The organism is Thermogutta terrifontis (genome assembly GCF_002277955.1).
Classification (GTDB): domain Bacteria; phylum Planctomycetota; class Planctomycetia; order Pirellulales; family Thermoguttaceae; genus Thermogutta; species Thermogutta terrifontis.
This window is the reverse complement of sequence record NZ_CP018477.1, coordinates 224,517-244,324: the sequence shown is the minus strand read 5'-3', so window position 1 is coordinate 244,324 and position 19,808 is coordinate 224,517. Positions and strand designations below refer to the sequence as shown.

General features: G+C 58.5%; 13 protein-coding genes. 6 read left to right on the top strand and 7 right to left on the bottom strand.

The genetic code is table 11. From position 1 onward, the window contains the following. Positions 1-48 precede the first annotated feature (48 nt). Entirely contained in the window at positions 49-444 is a 396-nt protein-coding gene (locus THTE_RS00905) for a diacylglycerol kinase family protein (protein WP_095413658.1), read from the top strand. Positions 445-521: 77 nt separating this feature from the next. On the opposite strand, the gene THTE_RS00900 is transcribed toward THTE_RS00905, so the two are convergent. Then, a complete protein-coding gene (locus tag THTE_RS00900) occupies positions 522-1,940 on the bottom strand; it encodes a sigma-54 interaction domain-containing protein (RefSeq protein ID WP_168175765.1) in 1,419 nt (472 codons plus the stop codon). Positions 1,941-2,367: 427 nt separating this feature from the next. On the opposite strand from THTE_RS00900, the gene THTE_RS00895 reads away from it, so the two are divergent. Both THTE_RS00895 and THTE_RS00890 read left to right on the top strand, forming a co-directional pair. Then, positions 2,368-2,835: a hypothetical protein gene (locus tag THTE_RS00895; protein WP_095413656.1), complete on the top strand. Its 468-nt coding sequence runs from the start codon at positions 2,368-2,370 to the stop codon at positions 2,833-2,835. Positions 2,836-3,097: 262 nt separating this feature from the next. Next, positions 3,098-4,117 (top strand): bile acid:sodium symporter family protein, encoded by a 1,020-nt coding sequence (locus THTE_RS00890; protein ID WP_095413655.1) that lies wholly within the window; start codon positions 3,098-3,100, stop codon positions 4,115-4,117. Between the two features lie 29 nt (positions 4,118-4,146). Here the strand turns inward: THTE_RS00890 and THTE_RS00885 are convergent, their stop codons facing one another. The 6 genes from THTE_RS00885 to nusA form a co-directional block, all read right to left on the bottom strand. Further along, a complete protein-coding gene (locus tag THTE_RS00885) occupies positions 4,147-5,757 on the bottom strand; it encodes a sensor histidine kinase (protein WP_095413654.1) in 1,611 nt (536 codons plus the stop codon). 86 nt (positions 5,758-5,843) lie between these two features. After that, positions 5,844-6,461 (bottom strand): response regulator, encoded by a 618-nt coding sequence (locus THTE_RS00880; protein WP_095413653.1) that lies wholly within the window; start codon positions 6,459-6,461, stop codon positions 5,844-5,846. 524 nt (positions 6,462-6,985) lie between these two features. Continuing rightward, entirely contained in the window at positions 6,986-8,059 is a 1,074-nt protein-coding gene (locus THTE_RS00875) for a hypothetical protein (RefSeq protein ID WP_095413652.1), read from the bottom strand. Positions 8,060-8,154: 95 nt separating this feature from the next. Further along, complete coding sequence (rbfA, locus tag THTE_RS00870) at positions 8,155-8,652, bottom strand: 30S ribosome-binding factor RbfA (RefSeq protein ID WP_095413651.1); 498 nt, start codon at positions 8,650-8,652, stop codon at positions 8,155-8,157. A gap of 114 nt (positions 8,653-8,766) precedes the next feature. Then, a complete protein-coding gene (infB, locus tag THTE_RS00865) occupies positions 8,767-11,988 on the bottom strand; it encodes a translation initiation factor IF-2 (RefSeq protein ID WP_095413650.1) in 3,222 nt (1,073 codons plus the stop codon). A 387-nt stretch (positions 11,989-12,375) separates the two neighbouring features. Next, on the bottom strand, positions 12,376-13,710 hold the full coding sequence (gene nusA, locus THTE_RS00860; RefSeq protein ID WP_168175764.1) for a transcription termination factor NusA: 1,335 nt from the start codon (positions 13,708-13,710) through the stop codon (positions 12,376-12,378). A 1,042-nt stretch (positions 13,711-14,752) separates the two neighbouring features. Between nusA and THTE_RS00855 the strand changes: the two genes are divergently transcribed. From THTE_RS00855 to THTE_RS00845, 3 genes are read left to right on the top strand one after another with little or no spacing between them, the layout of a single operon-like run. After that, positions 14,753-15,709 (top strand): ABC transporter ATP-binding protein, encoded by a 957-nt coding sequence (locus THTE_RS00855; RefSeq protein ID WP_095413649.1) that lies wholly within the window; start codon positions 14,753-14,755, stop codon positions 15,707-15,709. After that, positions 15,693-17,618, top strand: a complete 1,926-nt coding sequence (locus tag THTE_RS00850) for an ABC transporter permease (RefSeq protein ID WP_095413648.1) — start codon at positions 15,693-15,695, stop codon at positions 17,616-17,618. Before THTE_RS00855 ends, THTE_RS00850 begins: the two co-directional genes overlap by 17 nt. After that, positions 17,615-19,783, top strand: a complete 2,169-nt coding sequence (locus THTE_RS00845; RefSeq protein WP_095413647.1) for a BAR domain-containing protein — start codon at positions 17,615-17,617, stop codon at positions 19,781-19,783. The genes THTE_RS00850 and THTE_RS00845 overlap by 4 nt, the downstream gene beginning before the upstream one ends. Positions 19,784-19,808 lie beyond the last annotated feature (25 nt).

The window sequence follows — 19,808 nt, the reverse complement described above, 5'->3', positions numbered from 1 at the left end:
GAATCTCGGCCTCCGGTTGACGCTTTTTTTGAAAAGGAAATTCGACCTATGGCACGTCCGCCGGTAAAACAACGTCGCTCATGGTGGGAAAAATTCTCCGCGGCCTTTCGAGGTCTCTGGTACGGCATCGTCGGCCAAAGTAGCTTCGCGGTGCATTTTGCCGTGGCTATCACGGTCATTCTGGTGGCGGCTCTTTTTCGGGTGCGGGAGACGGAATGGTGTATCCTCATCCTTAGTATCACGGTGGTAATGAGTGCCGAGCTCTTCAACAGCGCTCTGGAGTGGCTGGCACCCGCCATTACCCAGGAGTATGACCGGTATATCGAAACCGCGCTCAACGTAGCAAGTGCCGCAGTCCTGGTGGCCTCCATCGGCTCCGCCGTGATCGGACTGATTATCTTTGGGCCTCGCCTTGTCGCTCTCCTGGCCTGTCTATTAGCGTGATACTTCCAGGGTGAGAAAAGCCCGGCCCCTTTGCCCGCGTTCGCGGTCACCACAACCGATGCAAACACCTCAAGCACTCAGTCAGCAGCCGTGACCGAATTCTCAGGAATCCGCCGGAGTAATCCATACTTCTTCATTTTGTGATACAGAGTGATCCGACTGATGCCGAGTTCGCGGGCTGTTTCGATTCGCCGATAGCCGTGTCGGCGAAGCGTTTCCTCCAGAATCTGACGTTCCGCCTCTTCGAGACGCTTTTCCAGGGTCCACCTTACCGGAATATCGGGAACGGTCACCGGAAGTTCGTGGAAACTCTGAGGCCGAAGCATGCTCGGCAAATCGTTGACCCGGAGCACCCCATCCCGGCAGTAGAGGACCGCCCGTCGAATAATATTCTCGAGTTCTCGCACGTTGCCCGGCCAGGAGTAATTACGCAAAGCAGCCAGAAAAGCCGGTTCTATACCGCGGAGCGGGATTCCCAGCGACCGCGCTTGCTGAATCGCGAATTTCCGCGCCAGGTACTCCACGTCGAACGGCCGTTCCCGAAGTGGCGGGATGAAAAAGCTGAGCATGTTCAGACGGTAATACAGGTCCCGCCGAAACTTTCCCTGTTCTACCAGTTGGGCCAGATCCACGTTGGAAGCCACGATAAGTCGGGCACGAGAAATTCGGGTCTCGTTGCTCCCCACAGGTTCATATTCGCCGGTTTCAATGACGCGGAGGAGTTTTGCCTGCTGATCGGGAGCCAGGACATCGATTTCGTCCAAAAGAAGCGTTCCGTCCTCAGCCGCGGCGAATTTGCCCGGTTTGTCAACATCAGCTCCCGTGAAAGCACCTTTAACATATCCGAAAAGTTCACTTTCGATGAGATCCGGAGGCAAAGCCCCGCAGGCTACAGTGAGAAAACGCTTTCCCGCCCGCGGGGATAGCTCATGAATCGTCCGCGCCAGAAACGTTTTGCCCGCCCCTGTTTCGCCTATGAGAAGCAGCGTGACGTCATGCGCGGCTGCCACCCGCAGCTCCTCCACCATAGGGAAGACGGCCGGTGTGAACGTAGTCCAGCAGCGGGTTTTTCCCGCCAGGACTGCGTGCGGCCGATGGAGATAAAAGTCGGCCAGATCCCACTCCAGGGGGGAAGCGGCGGCCAGCGTCCGCACGAGTTCGTCCACACCTTTCCGGCGGTCCAAAATACTGCGGCAAAACGGCTGCGTGCACTCCGCGATCGCATCTTGCACCTCGCGATCAAACACCGCCACAACCGGCGCCACCGTGGCCAGTTGCTGAATCTGTTTCGATAACTCGCTCACCGAATAGCCGTTAATCACCGGATGGTGAACGTGCAGCACCACGGCGATACATTCCGGTCCGCTGTGGACTCCGGAAACATCACTCATCTTGGCCACCGGCATCACGGCGAATCGCCAAGCAAGCGCCGACTCCAGCTGACTGATGAATTCGCGGTCACCGCTCACAACGAGAAGAGACGGTCGGTACATCATAGACATCGCCAAACCAAAGGAAACCAACGTGACAACGGGCCAAGGGTGCTGAAATCATGGGGTCGGTTGAAGACGAGAGGAACACCGACGAGGTCCACCTTGTCACAGCCCCACGATTCCCTCGAGCGTCGAACGTTTTCCAAGCGAAACAGATACGTTTATCCTCTTTATCTATCTTGCCCATTTTAGTTGAAAGCCGGATATACTCAAGCTCAATCCGACAAAAAGCTCGAGGGCGCCGAACAAATTGGGCAAGTTTTGCCGGATGAAGCAAACCTGCCGCGATTTCCCCGGGCTGGATTCCCGATAGGATGTTAAGGATGTTGCGCTCCGCTCGATCTGCGGGACGAAGCCATCGCCAACCGATCAACCTGAGGCTTCTGAAACACAACAACCAGTTGCAAACCAGAAAGATGAGGACTGTTTCATGAATACGTGGGTTATCGCCCTGGCATTTTCCATTCTCAGTGGGGGGGCATCTCAAGAGTCCATGGGAGGATCGCAGGCGGCCCCTCTTCCGCCCAACGAAACGGTCGTCGTCGAAACCGTCCCCGAGATATCTCCTATCGAGGTCGGGAAGCCTATTGGCCATCGCCCGACAGCGACGGGTCACGGTTGGATTGTGGATTGGTTTGGCCCAATGCCGCAAACCTGCTACCAGCCGCGGTTCGGCTGTTATCCGGGCAATCCGCGGACGATCCACCGCTATCCCGCTTTCCACGGATATTACTATCGCAGTCCTTACAATTACCGGCACCTTTTTGAGTATCCCTGGCACGCCCAACCGAACGAACCGCAGCCGCTTCGCAGTGGCCAGGGTGAGGTGCTCACCATGGATGCCGTGGAAGTTCAACCCGGGCTTTCGCCCCAGCCTGATCCCGCCATCCAGCGGTAGTCATCCAAAGAACACGCCGCGAAGCTAGTCAAAACCGGCGCGGATTTTTATTGTGCAGGTAAGCAATCTTCCAACATGCTGGGATTCTTCGGGGCCAGCTTGAGTGGGGGCGCCGAATGTTCTTGTCTTTGCTTCTTTCGGCGCTGACAATAAAGCCTATTTCTGAGCGGTGGAACGGCCGGGTCAGGCGGGCAGGCTACGGGTTTTTCTGCTAGGCCGGCTCGGCGTCTAGCATTCCTCTCGCCAACGCAATGGAGTTGCTATGCTTCGCCATTACCTGGAGCGTTTTCTCCCCGTGTGGCTCGTCCTGCTTTGCCTGGTGGCTTTCGTCTGGTCCAAACAGTCGGCCCAACAACCCGACCCCTTCCTCCTCAGCAGGCCTTATTTACCGCACCTGATCGCATTAACCATGCTGGCGATCGGCTCGTTGCTGGCCCGAGAAGAGCTTTTGGGAGTGTTTCAACGCTGGCCGCTCGTGTTTTTCGGAACAGCTGTTCAGTACAGCTCGATGCCCGCCCTCGCCTACCTTTCCTCACAAGTGTGGGGACTGAAGGGCCCCTGGCTGATCGGCTGCCTCATGGTGGGCTGTGTGCCAGGTGCCATGGCGTCCAATGTATTGACGTTGATTGCCCGGGGAAACGTCAGCTATTCTGTCAGCCTGACCACAAGCGCCACGCTTCTTTCGCCGCTCGTTGTGCCGTTCGTCATGTGGCTGACGGTGGGCCGATTTGCTAAGTTTCCGGTCGTTCGTACCGGTGTTGAGCTCCTTTTCATGGTGGTTTTGCCCGTGGCCGTGGGGTTCGCCCTGTCTCAGTTTTCAACGTTATGGCGAAAAACCGCAGAAAAGATCGGGCCGATCATTGCTAACCTCGTCATCCTTTGGATCATCGCCGTGGTGGTGGCCGCTAATCGCACGCAGTTGTACGCTGTGAACGGCATCCTGGTGGCAGCTTTGGGGATGATCAATTTCGGCGGATATGCGGCTGGTTATCTGGCGGCCATCGCCGCGAGACTGCCGGTGGGCATGCGCCGGGCCCTCACACTGGAAATCGGTATGCAAAACGCTGGTCTGGGAACGACGCTCGCTTTAAGCCTCTTTCCCGATCAGCCGCAGGCCGCCATTCCCTGCGCCCTCTATACCTTTGGATGCATGTTCACGGGGACCCTGCTTTCCCGTTGGATGGCCAGTTTTCCCATTCCCCCATCCTCGGCGGGCAAACAAAGATCCTCTCGCACAGCGAACAGCACATCGCAAATGGATTGTCAATCAGAAGCTTCATAAACGAGCAATGGCCCGTTTTTCCGGTCTCATCATTCAGCCAACTCGTTCAAGCATGGCAGATGAATCCGAAACAGGGCTCCGCCGCTGGGAGGGGACGAGACTTCGATTCGTCCCCCATGTTGATGCACGATCCGCCAAGCCTTGGGCAGACCCATTCCCAAACCTCGCCCCGCTTGCCGGGCCGAATAAAACGGATTGAAGATGTGCGGCCGATGTTCCTCGGGAATTCCCGGCCCGGTGTCCGCGATTTCGATCACCACTTCTGCTGATGTGTTCACCCAGCCGAATCGGACTTCCCCGCCGTTGCCACAAGCCTCAATGGCGTTCTTGGCAATCGCCTCGAAAGCGATGAGCAATTGGTTGCGGTCGGCATTCACTACTGCTCCTTCCGCCGGCGACGCACTCGACGCAGTAAGGCGAACGCCCCTTTCCTGGGCCAGCGGCGTCAACTCGGCAATCGCCGTCTCCAGCAGTTCGGCAAGGTTCACGGGTGCGGTGTTCGGTTGTGGAGGCCGCGCAAAAAGCCGTGTGTCGGCAATCATTTCGTGGGCTCGTTGCACCTGTGCAAGAATCGTCGCGAGGGTGCGCCGGGTATCCGGGTCTTTGGCATCCCGAAGAAGAAGCTGGGCGTGACCACCGATCACGGCGAGGGGATTGTTGATCTCGTGGGCAGCGCCGGCGGCGAAGTCGGCCAGGGCGTCCAGCTTCAGAGTTTCCAGGACCTCCGCCAATCGGCCTGGAAGTGCCAAAGATTTGCGAAGGATATGGAGGGCAGTGAGATACAACTCGCGGGCCCCAGTGATCGTCTGCCACCAGCTTTCCCACCGAAGAAGGACAATTGTCGCTTCGTGAACTTTTCTCCGAGTTTTTTGACCGACAACCCGGCCAATGAACGTTCGGGTTTCCGGGAGGACGCTCGCTTTCTCGAGCAATAGTTCCCAAATTCGTGGCCAATCCTTCTGCGCTAACTGCGTGCAGAAAAGCGTGAAATTTAGTTCCGGAAGATAACACACAATACGCCACACGGCACGAACAATCGAGAGTACCTCGCTCAGGGAACGAGGCGTTTCACTCGGCAAATCCGACTCGCCGTCATCGATCGTGTCGATCGCCGCCAGAAAGGCCACCGCGAGGTCCCCCACTCGGAGCAGTCCCGGATTCTCGGACTTCAGCCACAATCGGGTCAACAGGCTCGTCAGAAACACCCGCTGCACCAGAAGCTCGTCCGGAAACCGCTGATCCAGTTGCTCAATGTTTCGGTAGCCGGACCGGTACCGAACAGGGTGGAGTCTCAACAACGGGGTTGCTTCGGGTGAGTCTTTAAGGCTCCTCACAAATGCATCGATGAGGCGTGATTCTAAAGCGAGGAACACGTCCGTCGGATTTGCCGGGAGAAGAGACGCACTGTCCGAGGCAAGGTCTTTCAGGACGGCCGCCAGCGCCAGCGGATCGCGGAGCAAGACATGAAGCAGTTCCGCACCGAGCGGGCGGTGAAAATCGGAACCGAGCTCGCGCCAGGCGGGTGCGGCGTCGATCAGCCGGTCGACATGGCGAAACACCGCGCGACTGACCCCCACGAGGGTGGCATCAGCAATCCAGAAGGTCCTCTCGGCCGGAGAACATGTGAATACTTCGAACATCAGGGATACACCTGAGAACCCTGCGCGGAAAAATCCTCCCCGGTCAGCCGCGAGGGAAGAGAGCCCCGGCTCCGCCGGTTCACCGTTCAAACGTGGGACCGCGAGGGAATATCGAGCAACTGGCAAATGCGATCGACGAGTTGCTCGATCTCAAACGGTTTGTGGAGGAAATCGTCGGCCCCCACCGCTTTGAGCTCCTGAATGCGGTCCTCTTCCACCATGCCCGATATGCAGATGATGCGGATATCGTTCATGTTGGGATCGGACCGCACCACCTGACAGACATCCTTCCCGTTGATGTCGGGAAGCATGATGTCAAGGACGATGAGGTCGGGATGATACTCCTTGACGGCCATCCCGGCCTCAAATCCGTTATTAACGGTGCGGACCTCGAAGCGACCATCGCGGAGGAGCACATCCCGAATGAGTTCCACTAGCTCCTCATCGTCATCGACGATGAGGATGCGGTGTTTGGTGTTTTCGAGGGCATCCAATGGGATGCCATTTTCCCGCATGAAGTTAATCAGAGCATCGCGGGGAATACGACGGAAACGGCTTCCCGGAACGCGGAATCCCTTCAATTGACCGGAATCGAAGCAGCGAATGATGGTCTGCTGGCTCACTTTGCAGATCTTCGCTGCTTCTCCCGTCGTGAATACAGTCTTGCTTGCGAGCGGTGATTGGCTGTTCCTTTTCTTCGCCACGGTTCTCGCCGGAAAGTCAACGAAACCCCAGCCCGATGGTCGGCAGTTGGCTGCGGGTCTCTGGTCCTCCGTGTCACCACTATCCGGGAAACAGGCGGCGAGTTCGCGAAAGTTCGCAAACTCTGCACCTCCCGTAGCTGCCTACGAGCAGCAGGCTCATCCGGTCCTGCCGACTTTACCGAATTTGCCAACCGCCGCTCATTATACTTTCACCAAAATCCCTGTCAATACGAGTTTTTCGCCTTTAACTTGCTTGCCTAGCAATGGTTACGTCATCTCGTTTTCTGCTGCGGTTCTGTTTCGCGATCGGCCGCCAATTCCTCATGTTGCGCGATCGGAATTCTTGCCCCACAACTTGCAGTTGCCGTAGACGGCAATCGCCGCAATTTTTCCCTGGGAACGGTATGTCCCGCATCTACTCAAGTTACCCCGATTGTTTCCGCCCGTTTTTAACGGCGATCTCTACGGGCGCATGGGCTACCAGGAAAAGGCCATGATGCGGCTTTTTCCGTCCATCGGCTTTCTCAACCGCGCTGGCTTCCGCCACGCTTTTTCTTTTTTTCGCCTTTTGCCGCTTTTTCCTCAGTGGCACTTCGGGACGTCTTGGCGCTTTTAGCACGCGCGGTTTTGGGCTTGGATTCTGACTTCTTTCTGGATGCCTTTTTGGGCGGCGAGCCAGCCGCTTCGCCAGCCGGTTCCGCTTCCACTGGCTGTGCTCCCATAGCGTCGGCCGGCTGCCCGCTGGCCAGTTTCTCGGCCTCGGAAGGTTGTTCCGACGTTGAGGGAGCTCCCTCGACTTTTTTCGGTCGTCCCCGGCGTTTGGGCTCGACAACCCGCGTAGCTTCCGCTTGGGCAACAGGAGTGGGAGGCGGCGCAGTTTCGGCAGCGGCGGTGGTTGCCGGTTGCAATTGTCCCTGCTCCCAGGCCTCCAACCGCTCCAGTGCCTGCGGATCGAGAGCCTTAAACACTTTCGCCACCACCGGGGCGTGATGATCCGCCCAGAACTCGGCAGCGAATTCATGCAGCAGCCAGGCGAATTCGACGCCCTTACTTTTGGGAATTGCCCGTTCCAGGCCCGCCACCGTGCCCGAGGCCACTTCCGATTCGTCCGCCAGGCCAAGCAGGTTCAGCACCCGCAAACTGGCCATATCGAGGGGAATCGTATGCCCGCCCAGGGCGTTTTGTACCACATAGGAGACCATGAAGCGGGAGACGCCCTCGATTTTCTGCAGCCGTTCGATTGCCTGCCCCAGCGTCAATTTCCGCAAGTCCTCCATGTCGAAAGAATAGGTCGATTCAAAGATGTGCTGAAGAGGATACTTGATGCGCGTCGCCGCGGCCGCGGGATCGGGCAATCCTTCGCCGGCCTCGGAAAGATCACGAATTGTACATACCCGAATTTCGTTCCAGTCGAAAAACTCGGTTTTGAGCACCTGAAAGACCCGCTCCGCCACCGCGTGCCGGGCGTTTTCCAGCACGGCTGCAAACATCAGGTGTTCGAGAACGGGCAGCCCTGGATCAGCGGGCCTGGGCTTATACTGCCGAGCCAAAAGTTCATGCAGGCGGGTGAATTGCTGGGTGCGACTCGGTGTGGTCATTCTTCCTGAAGTCCTGGTTGAACTCGACTGTCCTCGGGCCATGGCCATCCTCACCCCTGGGAAGAGACCCTGCCGAAACGGTACCGTGTTGGATTTTACGCCGATTGCGGATGGGACTCCGGCTCGGAACTCGCCTCCGCAATTTCGCGCTTATCCGCCGACGAATCTGGTACCACCGACTCCGCATTGCTGTCCGGAGCCGTTTCGGTTTCTTCCTCCGCTGAAGGCTTTCCTTCATCTGCGGCAGCAGGTCGCGGAAGAACCTCGGCGAGAATTCGGGAGATCTCGATGGAATGCTTGACGCCCTGGTCCAGCACAAACGTCAGCTTGGGCGTCCACCGGGTTTCGATCTTTTCTGCGCATTTGGCCTGCAGGAAGCCAGCAGCGCTTTGCAATCCGCGGAGTGTCAATCGCTGCCGCTTTTCATCTCCCATTACGGAAACGTGGACCTTGGCGAAGCGGAGATCCTCTGAAACCTCGACGTAGGTGACGGTGACGTCCCTCACACGGGGATCCTTCAATTCGAAGAGGATCGCCGAACTGACGACATGTCGTACCGCTTCGGCGAGTTTCAGGGCACGTCGCGAGCTCATAGCGATTTCCTCTCCGGGCAAAAGGACGGATTGCCTGTGTTCTTTACATTATTACGGAAACGGGAATGACGACAGTCCGCCACGCGGGGAGGTGTTTCGGGACGACCCACCCGACTACGAGGCGGATTGTCCCACTGCTTCGAAGCTGCGCTTGACTTCCTCCACACGATAAGCCTCGAGAATATCCCCTTCCTTGATATCGTCGAAACCGGCGAGTCTGATACCGCATTCGTAGCCTTCGCGGACCTCCCGCACATCGTCCTTTTCGCGGCGGAGAGACTCGATTGGGTAGTCCCCTACAATGCGGTTCTGGCGAATCACGCGGAGACGGGCATCGCGGGTGATGATGCCGGACAGCACACGGCAACCGGCCACGTTTCCCACCTTGCTGATACGGAACACTTTCTGAATCAGGGCGCGGCCCAGTTCGACCTCGCGTTTTTCCGGCTGGAGCATACCTTCCAGGGCTGCCTTGAGGTCGTCCGCCACCTGGTAAATGATGTCGTACCGTCGGATCTGCACGTTGAGCTGTTCGGCAAGCTGGCGGGCATCCTCGTCCGGAACCACGTTGAAGCCGATGATGACGGCGTCGGAAGCATCCGCCAGATGGACGTCCGCCACGGTGATTCCACCCACCAGAGCCTGGATGACCTCGATCTTGACCTCGGGATGCTCCAGTTTGGCGATTTCCTTGAGGATGGCCTCGATGGAGCCCCGGGTGTCCGCCCGCAGAATAATGTGCAGCGTTTTCTTCTCCTTCTGGCTGAGCCGCTCGAAGAGATTCTCCAGGGTGACATGGGAACGGACCTGGGCCAGCTCGCGCTGGCGGGCCATCTCCATCCGATGTTCGGCGATTTTGCGGGCTTTCGCAATGTCTTCCAGGACCACAAAGCGACTTCCCGCCTCGGGAACATTATCCAGCCCAATGACATCGACAGGACGCGCAGGCGGGGCCTCCTGAACCCGTTTGTGCGGCTGGAGTGGGTCGTACATCGCCTTGATACGACCGTGGGCCGTGCCACAGACCACGATATCCCCCGGCCGCAAGGTTCCCTTCTGCACCAGGAATTTGGCCACCACGCCCCGACCGGGCTGGAGAGAGGCTTCCAGACAGGTACCGCACGCGGGCCGATCGTAGTTGGCTTTCAACTCGAAGATATCGCCCAGCGTGATCAGTGTATCGAGCAGTTCCGGAATGCCCTGCCCGGTGAGGGCACTGGTCCGCACCATTTCCACATCGCCGCCCCATTCGGTGGGGACCAATCCCAGACCCGTCAACTGCTGCATCACGCGTTCCGGTCGCGTACCGGGGAGGTCTACCTTGTTTAGCGCCACCACGATGGGAACACCAGCTGCCCGGGCGTGGCTGATCGCCTCTTCTGTTTGAGGCATCACCCCGTCGTCCACCGCCACCACAAGGACCACAATATCCGTGCAGTTGGCACCGCGGGCCCGCATGGCCGTGAATGCTTCATGCCCGGGGGTATCCAAAAACGTGATTGGGCGGCCGTTCTTTTCCACCTGATAAGCGCGGATATGCTGGGTGATTCCACCCTTCTCTTTGGCGGCCACGTTGAGGCCCAGGATTTTATCCAGAAGGGATGTCTTACCGTGGTCCACGTGACCGAGGAACGTGACGACAGGAGGCCGCGGCCGGAGCGACTCTTCTGGATCAGGGGCGTTCCAGATGGCTTCAATTTCTTCTTCCGGATCGGCTTCGGCGCGGAAGGTGACGTCCACTCCCAGTTCGGCGGCGAGCAGCTCGGCCGTCGCCTGATCCAGAGTGGCATTGATGTTGGCGAGGGTCCCCATTTCAAAGAGCTTGGCGAGGACCTTCTGAGCGGGGAGGCCCAGGGCTTCCGCAAACGAACGAACCGTGCAAGGGAGTTCCAAAACCACGCTGCTTTTCCGAGGTGCGGCCGTTGAGACACTCCGTGTACGACGGAGTCGGGTCTGTTGCGTGGTGGTCGTTTCGGGTTCGAGGTCTTCCTCCTCCTCGACCGCGACCACCTCTTTCTTACGCTTGAGCTTGCCTGGCGTGGCCTCCTTTTCCAGGAGCTCCTCTTTATCCTCTACTTTACCACGGCGTCCCTTTTGCCGGGGGAGGACCGGCAGGGCTTCCTCGGGGCTCTCCTTTTCCTCTTTTTTCTTGCCCTTTCGTTTTTCCTCCTGTTGCCGCAGCAGATGCCCTGCCAGCGGCATTGCCCCCATCTTTGATGCCCGAATGGCATCCGGAGGCAGACGGATCTCCGGTTTTTGCGGGGGTGGCTCCTTCGGTTTTGCCACTGGCGCCGGTTTAGGCTGCGGCATCGGCGCCAATTTAACTAACCGCGGAAGAGGCGGTTCGGATTTGCCTTTTTTCTCCTTTTTGGGGGTACCGGGCGGAGTGGTACCCTCGCGTCTGGTACGACGCAACTCGGGAATGGGGCGAATCGCGGCGATCCGTTCAGGATCGATCGGCGGGACACTGGGCTTGGGCGGAGCAGTTTCGGAGGGGGGCTGACCTTCCGCTGCTTTTTCTGAGGGTTCCGCGGGAGCCGTGGCCACCGCTTCAGCCTGACTTTCCGCGACGGGGACCGCAGGTGCCGCCCCAATGTCCGCGCCTGCTGGGGGAACCTCCACTTGGGCCCCCGCTGGAGTAGTCTCCTCGGCCTGGGGGACCGGGGGAGTCGAAGCGGCCGTCGCCCTCTCTTGCTCAACAACAAGCTCGCTCTCCAGGACCTCACCCGGGGGAATTGTCTCGACGGAGACAACGGGCTCGGCCACAGGCGGCATTTCCGGCGGCGGTGCCTCCGCAGCTGCTGCCTCTGTCGGTCCCGCGGTCACTTCCGCAGTCACAACAGGCGGCGAAGCCTCGGGCGGAACGGCTTCTGCTAGGGGGGCGACCTCGGGCGTCTCTTGAGGTGGCGCCGTTTCTACCGCCACGGAAGCGACCGGGACTTCTTCTGGAACGGGGGTGGGTACCGCAGGTGCGACCGGCTTCGGTTCCTCTTTCTTTTCTGGTTTCTCAGGTTCTTTGCGCTGGGTTGGAGTCGGCGCTAGTTTCTCGACTTTTTTGTCAAGGACGGGCACCTTTCCCAGGGCCGTGCCTGCCGGGGGAATGTAATCTTCCCGGCGAAAGGCCGGAATGGGGCCAGCCGTCGGGCCCGCCGTGGCGGCCATCCGATCTCGCCCGCCCTTGCCGCGCTTGAGGTACTCCTTGACAAGAGAGACTTCTTCGTCAGTGAGGCTGGCCAAAGCGGAGGTCTTCTGGAGCTTCAACTCCTGGCAGACCTCCAGCAATTCTTTGGTCTCGATTTTGAGCTCTTTCGCGAGATTGAAGATCCGTTGCGCCACGTAAACCCCTCCGGATTTCGGCGATGTTTCGCGAAATCCCGTCTCCTGTTTGACCTTTACCTATGCATCGGCAGCCTCCTCCGCCAGACCGCGGATCGATCCGCAGACAACCCACCCCGTGGAGCGCTCGGAGTGGGATCGGATGTTGCCTTTCCCTATCCAGTTTACCCGGTATCCCTCTTTTTGTTTATCGGCCCAGGAGAGACGATTTACCGGCTCCAAAATCCATGGGGAGTGTTATCGCGAGGCTTTTTTGCCCGCCCCGTTCCGTAGGCGAGGGGAACCCTCTACTTCGGTAGCCTTCTTTCCTTCCGCCTTGGCAGCTCCATGACCAGCCCAAAAAGGCGGTTTAGCAGCCAAAAAGGCAGGCTGCCCCATGTTCTCCCCTCAGGCCGATGCCTCCTCTGACTCGGAAGTCACACCCTCGGCCGTGGAGTCTTCTTCGGCAGCCGCGTCACCCTCGCTTATTTCCTCCGGGGAGGGGGCAGGTGGCTCGGGGGGTGCTCCTTCGGCCTGGGCGGCCGCCCGCTCACGTTCAAGCTGGCGCTGGCGTCGCCGTTCCTCGGCCGCAAGCTGTTCCGCTTCTTCCGCCTTCGCTTCCGCTTGAGCAATGATATGCATGGCCTGTTCCTCGGTCAGGCCTCCCATTTCCATCAGATCCTCCGGCTCGATCACGGAAAGGTCATCGTAGGAGAGAAAACCTTCCCCCACCAGCCGGTCTGCCAGTTCTTCCGACACGCCGTCCAGGGAAGCGAAGCCGAGTAGGGCCTGTTCGAGCTGCTCATTGAGCTCGTCGCGGGTCATGATCTCGATGTCCCATCCCACCAGCTTGCTGGCCAAACGCACATTCTGTCCCCATCGACCGATGGCCAGGGAGAGCTGGTCTTCCGGAACCAGGACGATGGCCCGTCCCAGCATCTGGCAGAGAATCACCTCCTCCACCTTGGCTGGCTGGAGGGCGTTGGGAATCAGCACCATCAGATCATCGTCCCAGCGGATGATGTCAATCCGTTCCCCGTTCAATTCCTCCACGATGTTGCGGATGCGGTTGCCGCGGAGTCCCACGCAGGCTCCCACGGGATCGACCCGCTGGTCCAGACTGACGACGGCTACCTTGGTGCGATAACCGGGTTCCCTCGCAATCGACTTGATCTCGATAATGCCGTCGCTGATTTCAGGGACTTCCTGCTCGAAAAGTCGCACGACAAAAGTAGGACGAATGCGGCTGAGAACCACCTTAAGCCGCGGTCCCACCTTTTTCACTTCGGTGACCAGGGCACGGATGCGTTCATTCGGATGGCGTGATTCGCCAGGAATCTGTTCACTTTTGGGAAGAATCGCTTCTGTCCGCGGGAGGCTGACGATGACGGCACGGGGCTCGACCTTTTGCACCGTGCCCGTCACAATCTGATCCAGAAGCTCCTGATATTCATCATAGAGGACGTCGCGTTCCGCTTCGCGGATTTTCTGGAGGATGACCTGCTTGGCAGCCTGGGCACCGATCCGTGTCAGTTGTTCCGGATCGATGGATTGTTCGCCCCGATAACCGGTAATCAAACCGGTTTTGCGGTCGATGACGATTTTGATTTCCTCATGCTCACCAAACCGTTTGCGCGCAACCGAAGTGAGGGCCGCCTCAATACTTCTGAAGACGACCTCTTTATCGATGTTTTTGTCCCGGTGGATCGCGTCGACGATCCTCAGCAGTTCGTCGGGGTTCATTGACAACCTGCGTGCGTCCGACAGACGTTCGAGCTACTAAATAACAAAAAACCGTCCGCCGCCGTCGTGCAGCAAGTCGCCGCACACCCGGCTTGCGACGGTTCCCAAAACTATACTGCGATCTCAAGCCGCGTCCGCGCAGCCCTCCGCTTGCGCGGGGCCGTTCACCCTGCAAAGCTGGCGGCAACTTATCTGCCTAGGCAGTGTTTGTTCACCATACCCGGCTGCCGGCCACCTGTCAAGTGTCAATGGAAGTTTTCGAATTTCAGATTCCCTTAACGAATTCCCTTAACGACCGCAACAGGACTTCCTTCCCAAAAACCTGGTCTGCGAGGTCCCCGCACAAGATTTATGCCAAACCTGACACCATCCGCACTTTTCACTCGGCCGATGGGGACGCTAATGTCCCCACGGGCTTGCGTGGAACCGGGATTCAAGCCGCAGGGACCTCGTTGGGGGCAATTCATGAATTGCCCCTACAACCAATTGCATCCCCGCCATCTCAGCGGTTCTTGCGAGAATGGATCAGTGTGCCAATTCGTTGTTCCGCCCTCCAGTCGGATTTATAGTAGAAAGAAGCTATCCCCATCCGCACGGGAGAGACAAAAGGGTTACATTACCACCGCAGTGTAGTTTCGCACCCCTCATAATATGAGGATGGGCTGCAGAACGGGGCTCGCGAATTCGGAAAGAGTCGACACTGAAAACCTCGGCAAAAGAATTAATACTACCATAGAGTGGTTAAAAACCCCTGTGGATCAAGATGTGTTCGCTTTGTGGACTGCTCCCGGTACTCGCCAGTGGGGCTCGCTGGTTTTACCGGGCACTGGCGGGGGCAGCGTGACCGGGGCTGTTCCAGAAAGGGGCAACCAGTGCAGGCGGGGCATTAATCATGACGCGGGCCTGGCTGAAGTCATCGGGAATTGGGTTTCCCAAACCGGTTGAACAGCTCACCGATCGACCGCGTAGAGCGCACCAGCCCCCTTGCCGGTGTGAGAGAGGTTGCCACAAATCCAATGGCCAACGATAAAGGGATATGGCGATGAGCGAGGCACAAGTGAGTCCGGCCGCCCGGCCGTCGGAAACCGGCCAGTCACCGCCGGAAGTCGTCATCGAGACGCGAACCCTCTCCAAGGTGTATCGCGACTTCTGGGGACGCACCAAGGTGCAGGCCCTCAAAGCCCTTGATTTGCAGATTTATCGTGGTGAGGTGTTTGGATTGCTGGGACCCAATGGCTCCGGCAAAACGACCACGATGAAGCTGCTCCTGGGGCTTCTGCTGCCGACCTCCGGTGAGGTCTACGTGTTCGGTCGACCCGCCACCGATGTCTCAAAAAACGAGCGCATCGGCTACCTCCCGGAAGAATCTTACCTCTACCGCTTTCTCAACGCGGAAGAGACGCTCGATTTCTACGGTCGCCTGTTCAATATGCCGCGATCTGTCCGGCGACAGCGGGTGGCGGACCTTATTGAAATGGTCGGACTGACCTGGGCCAAGAAACGGCCGCTGAAAGAATATTCCAAGGGCATGACCCGCCGAATCGGGCTGGCGCAGGCCCTCATCAACGATCCGGACCTCATTCTGCTGGATGAGCCGACTTCCGGGCTGGATCCGATCGGAACGCGAGAGATGAAGGATCTCATCCTTCGCCTGCGAGATCAGGGCAAGACCGTCGTGATGTGCAGCCACCTCCTCGCCGACGTTCAGGACGTCTGCGACCGAATCGGCATTCTTTATCAGGGAGAGTTGAAGGAACTGGGGCGGGTCGATCAGCTTCTCGCCATGCGGGACGTCACAGAAATCCGTGTCCCCAGGATGTCCCCCGAAGCGGAGTCTGAGGTCAAAGCCGTTCTGGCCAAGCACGGCCTGGAAATCCTTTCCTGGGGAAATCCCACCACCACCCTGGAACATCTGTTCCTGCGGATCATCCGGGAAAGCGAAGAACATCCGGGACTGCGAGCACACGGACGAGGTGACGGCCATGCCGATCGAAATTGAATTGCCCCAACTTTCTAGCTGGATTGGCCCCGCGTTCCTCGCGTGGCTGAGTGCGGCACTTGGCCTTATAACCCTGTGCGGCCTGATCGGCTTTCTCTGGTGTCTGCTTCTCTATGGCCGGCGGGCACCGCGGCGCTTTTGGGAGTTGCTGCGTTCGGGCGTGATCGACCTGGTCCTGGTCAGCCCGCGCCGCATCGGGGCTCTGGCCTGGCTTACAATCAAGGAAGCCTTTGGCCGTAAGGTGACCGTCGTGGTCCTGCTGTTCTGTGTCAGCCTTCTTTTTGCCGGTTGGTTTCTCGACCCCACCAGTTCCGAGCCCCATCGGCTGTATCTCAATTTCGTGCTGGGCACTACGAATTACCTGGTTATCCTTTTGGTCATCTTCCTGGCGGCATTCCGGCTGCCCGGTGATATTCAAAACAAAACGATTTTCACCGTTCTCACCAAGCCGGTCCGCACCTCCGAGATTGTCACCGGCCAGATTCTGGGTTTGGTGGCAGTGGGCAGCTTCATCCTGGGAACGATGTGGATCATCAGTTATCCGTTTGTCGTCCGCGGGCTCCATCACACGCACGTTGTGAACCCGGCGGATTTGCGTCCCCTGGGTGAGCCGGTCACCCTCCCTGACGGCTCGCAGGGCCAGGCCCTTCAGGGCTGGACCGAACCGACCTGGGGTCACCGCCACCGGTTTTTCGTGGACGCCAACGGGAATCCCCGCGTGGATATGGAACGGGGGCACACGCATTCGGTGCGGGTGGAGAAGTCAGCCGATGGCAAAGTGACGTATCGCCTGGGCGGACCGGAAGGGCAATTGGTCGCCCGGGTCCCCATCTACGGCAGCCTCGTGTTTCGTGACCGGAACGGCTTCGACGTCGAAAAGGGAATCAGCGTCGGTGATGAGTGGACATATCGGAGTTACATCGAAGGGGCTTCCCAGGCGGCTGCCATCTGGACGTTCAAGGACCTCAAACCGGATGAATTCCCCGGAGACACCATCCCCATCGAAATGAACCTTGGCGTCTTCCGTACCCATAAGGGAGACATCGAACGGGGAATTTTGGGGAGTCTCTCGGTCCGCAATCCGGAAAATGGCCTGATGGTGGAACTGCAGGTCTTTGAGTCGAAGGAGTTCAGCATCCTGGCGCTGGATATCCCCAAGAAAATCACCCGGTTTTCCAGCGTCCGCGTGGAGCCCCGCAAAATCAAACATGCCGACGGCACCATCGAATACGTCAGGCTCAAGCCCGTGGACCCCCAAGTCCTTTCCCAGAAAGAATTTGACCTTTTCCGGGACTTCACATCCTCGGACGGAAAGATCGAGATCTGGATCCGCTGTCTGGAAAGTGGCCAGTACTTTGGCATGGCCAAACCGGATTTGTACATTCGGGCAGGAAACCGTTCGTTCTTCCTGAACCTGTTCAAAGGCTATTTAGGCATCTGGCTGCAAATGGTGCTGGCCATCGGCTTTGGAGTGACGCTCAGCACCTTCCTGGGAACGCCGGTCACGCTGGTTTCCACGCTGGGTGTCACGATTGCTGGGATGGCCCACCAGTTCATGCGGCAGATTGTGACGGGTGAGCTGTATCCGGGAGTGGAAACACCCGCCCGATTCGGCCCCATCGAGTCGTCCATCCGTTTATTCACCCAGGAAGGCGTGATGGTGGAAATTCCTCGCACGGTGGGTCTGATGGTGGCCCGGGCTATCGACTCAGTCTTCCTGGCCTGGCTCGACCTGCTTTCGTACATCATCCCGCCGATGGACCGACTGGGATTCATCGACTTCGTGGCGTACGGATACAACGTCAGTCCCAGTTTACTGGCTGTGAATATCATCACCGTGGCAGGCTATCTGGTGTTGCTCATCGTGGCCGGCCATTTCTTCCTGCGATCTCGTGAGGTGGCAGCATGACCTCGCGTCAGCAGTTTTTAAGAAAGATTGTCTACCTGGTCATCATGGCGGTCCTGCTGGGGGTACTCGCCTATTTGGGGACGCCGGCGGCCCCTTCGCGGGATCCTCAAAGGAGCAGTCCCGGCGGAGTGCTGGCCCAGGTCCGCGAAAAGGAGGGTCTGACGCCCACGCAACTTGGCCAGCTCGATCCCAGCGGCGAAGCGATCAAGCTGGCGACGCTGGGAATGCGGGGCGTGGCCGTCCACATCCTCTGGATGAAGGCGGAGGACTACAAACGGCGCAAAGACTGGACGAATCTCTCCGCCGCCCTGGAGCAGATGGTCAAACTGGAGCCGCATTTCGTCACCGTGTGGCGCCATCAGGGATGGAATCTCTCTTTCAACGTCTCTGTGGAATTCGACGACTACCGTGAACGGTTTCGCTGGGTGATCCGCGGGATCAAATTCCTCCAGGAGGGCATTCGCTACAACGAGCGCGAGCCCGTCCTCTACGGCGACGTGGGTTGGACCTACGGCTGGAAGATCGGAATGGCCGACGAAAGCAAGCAATTCCGGCGACTGTTTATGGATCCTGCCGACCCCTATGAAATTCACCAGGGGCGTCCCCCACGTGACAACTGGCTGGTGGGGAAAGATTGGTATCGAGAAGCCGAGCGCCTCACCGACCAGGGGGCCATTCTGCGCACCACTCCGCTGATCTTCTATTCCCACCGGCCTAAATTCCAGATGAACTATGCGGAAGCCATCGAAAAAGAGGGCACCTTTGGTGAAACGGCGATGGATGCCTGGAAAACCGGATGGCACGAGTTCGTCAACGAGTTCGGTCACCGGGAACTTCCCAGTGGTTACGAGGATTTTCCCATCATCCGCCTCTATGAGCGCGAGCTTCTCCTCCAGCAGGCACGGGAACTCGCCCAGCAGATCGACGAACTCGAACCCGGACTCCGCGAGCAACTGCTCGCCGAACGTCGCAAAGAGCTGACGCCGGAAGAACGGGAGGCCTACGACACCCCGCCGTATGATCGTACGGCCCGACAGGCGGACCTCGCGCTATCCGCCGAAATCAAAATGCGGCTCACCCACGAGCAGGTGGCGCGTCGCATCAAAGATCCGGCCAAGCGAAAGAAAGCCCTGGAACTTGCCCGCAAGGCCATGGAGCTGGAACGTCGGGCGCAGATCGTCGAACACAACCGCACCATCGTCAATTACGACTACTGGAAACGACACGCGGAAGTGGAACAGCAGCCTGAAGCCGTCGCTGCCCGGGAAGCCATGTTCCAGTCCCTGGAAGCCTATCACAACAACGATCACATCACGGCCATGGAGATTTTCCTGGAAGCCGCGCGACGATGGAAGAAAGTTATCGAAAAGAACCCCGATATTCAATATGACGACGCCTTTGTCAGCGACCTATCCGAGATCACTGACCGATACATGCGAATCCTGGACCAACTGGACGAAGTCTTTCCTGAAGATTTCGCGCTCCAGGACATTATTCGCCGTCGGGTGAAGCGGCGGCCGGAATATCAGATCGCCATGGAAAAAGTGGCCGCTGCACAAAAGGCCATCCGGGCGGGAGATTTGGGCCAGGCACGCTCCAATCTGGAAGAGGCCTTCAGCCGCTTCCACGAATTGACCGAACTGGTGAAAAGCCTGAAATTGCTGTCCGACCGACAAACCATCAACGATATGATGAACGCCATCGACCTCTACGACGCAGTGATGGTCAAACTGGGAGATGTCTTCCCGCGGAATTTTGTGCTGGCCGATATCATCCGCATCCAGTGCCTGCACACTCCTGAACTGGTGGCCATCAAGCGGCACGCGGCCATGGCCAATTCCATCCTCACCGCCGGGGTCAATCCTGCCAACCTGGCGAAGGCGCGGGCGGAGTTCGAACAGGCCCTTCCCCAGGCTGCCGCCTTGCTCAAGAAAGTCCCTCACCTGGCGCGGCTCTCGGATCGGCGAACCGCCACGGAACTCGCTGAGCTGGATATCAATTACAACCGATTGCTCAGCACAATTGGCGAAAGCCTCCCGGCTGACTATCCGCTCCGTGAATTCCACGAAAAAGTCGTGCCCATCCTCGAAAAAGAGTACTCGGAACCCGCCCAGCCGGAGACGCAGCCCAGCTCCGCAACGTCCGGAAGTTCGTCCAAGACGTGACCAGTGGTGGGACACTCCCCCGTGC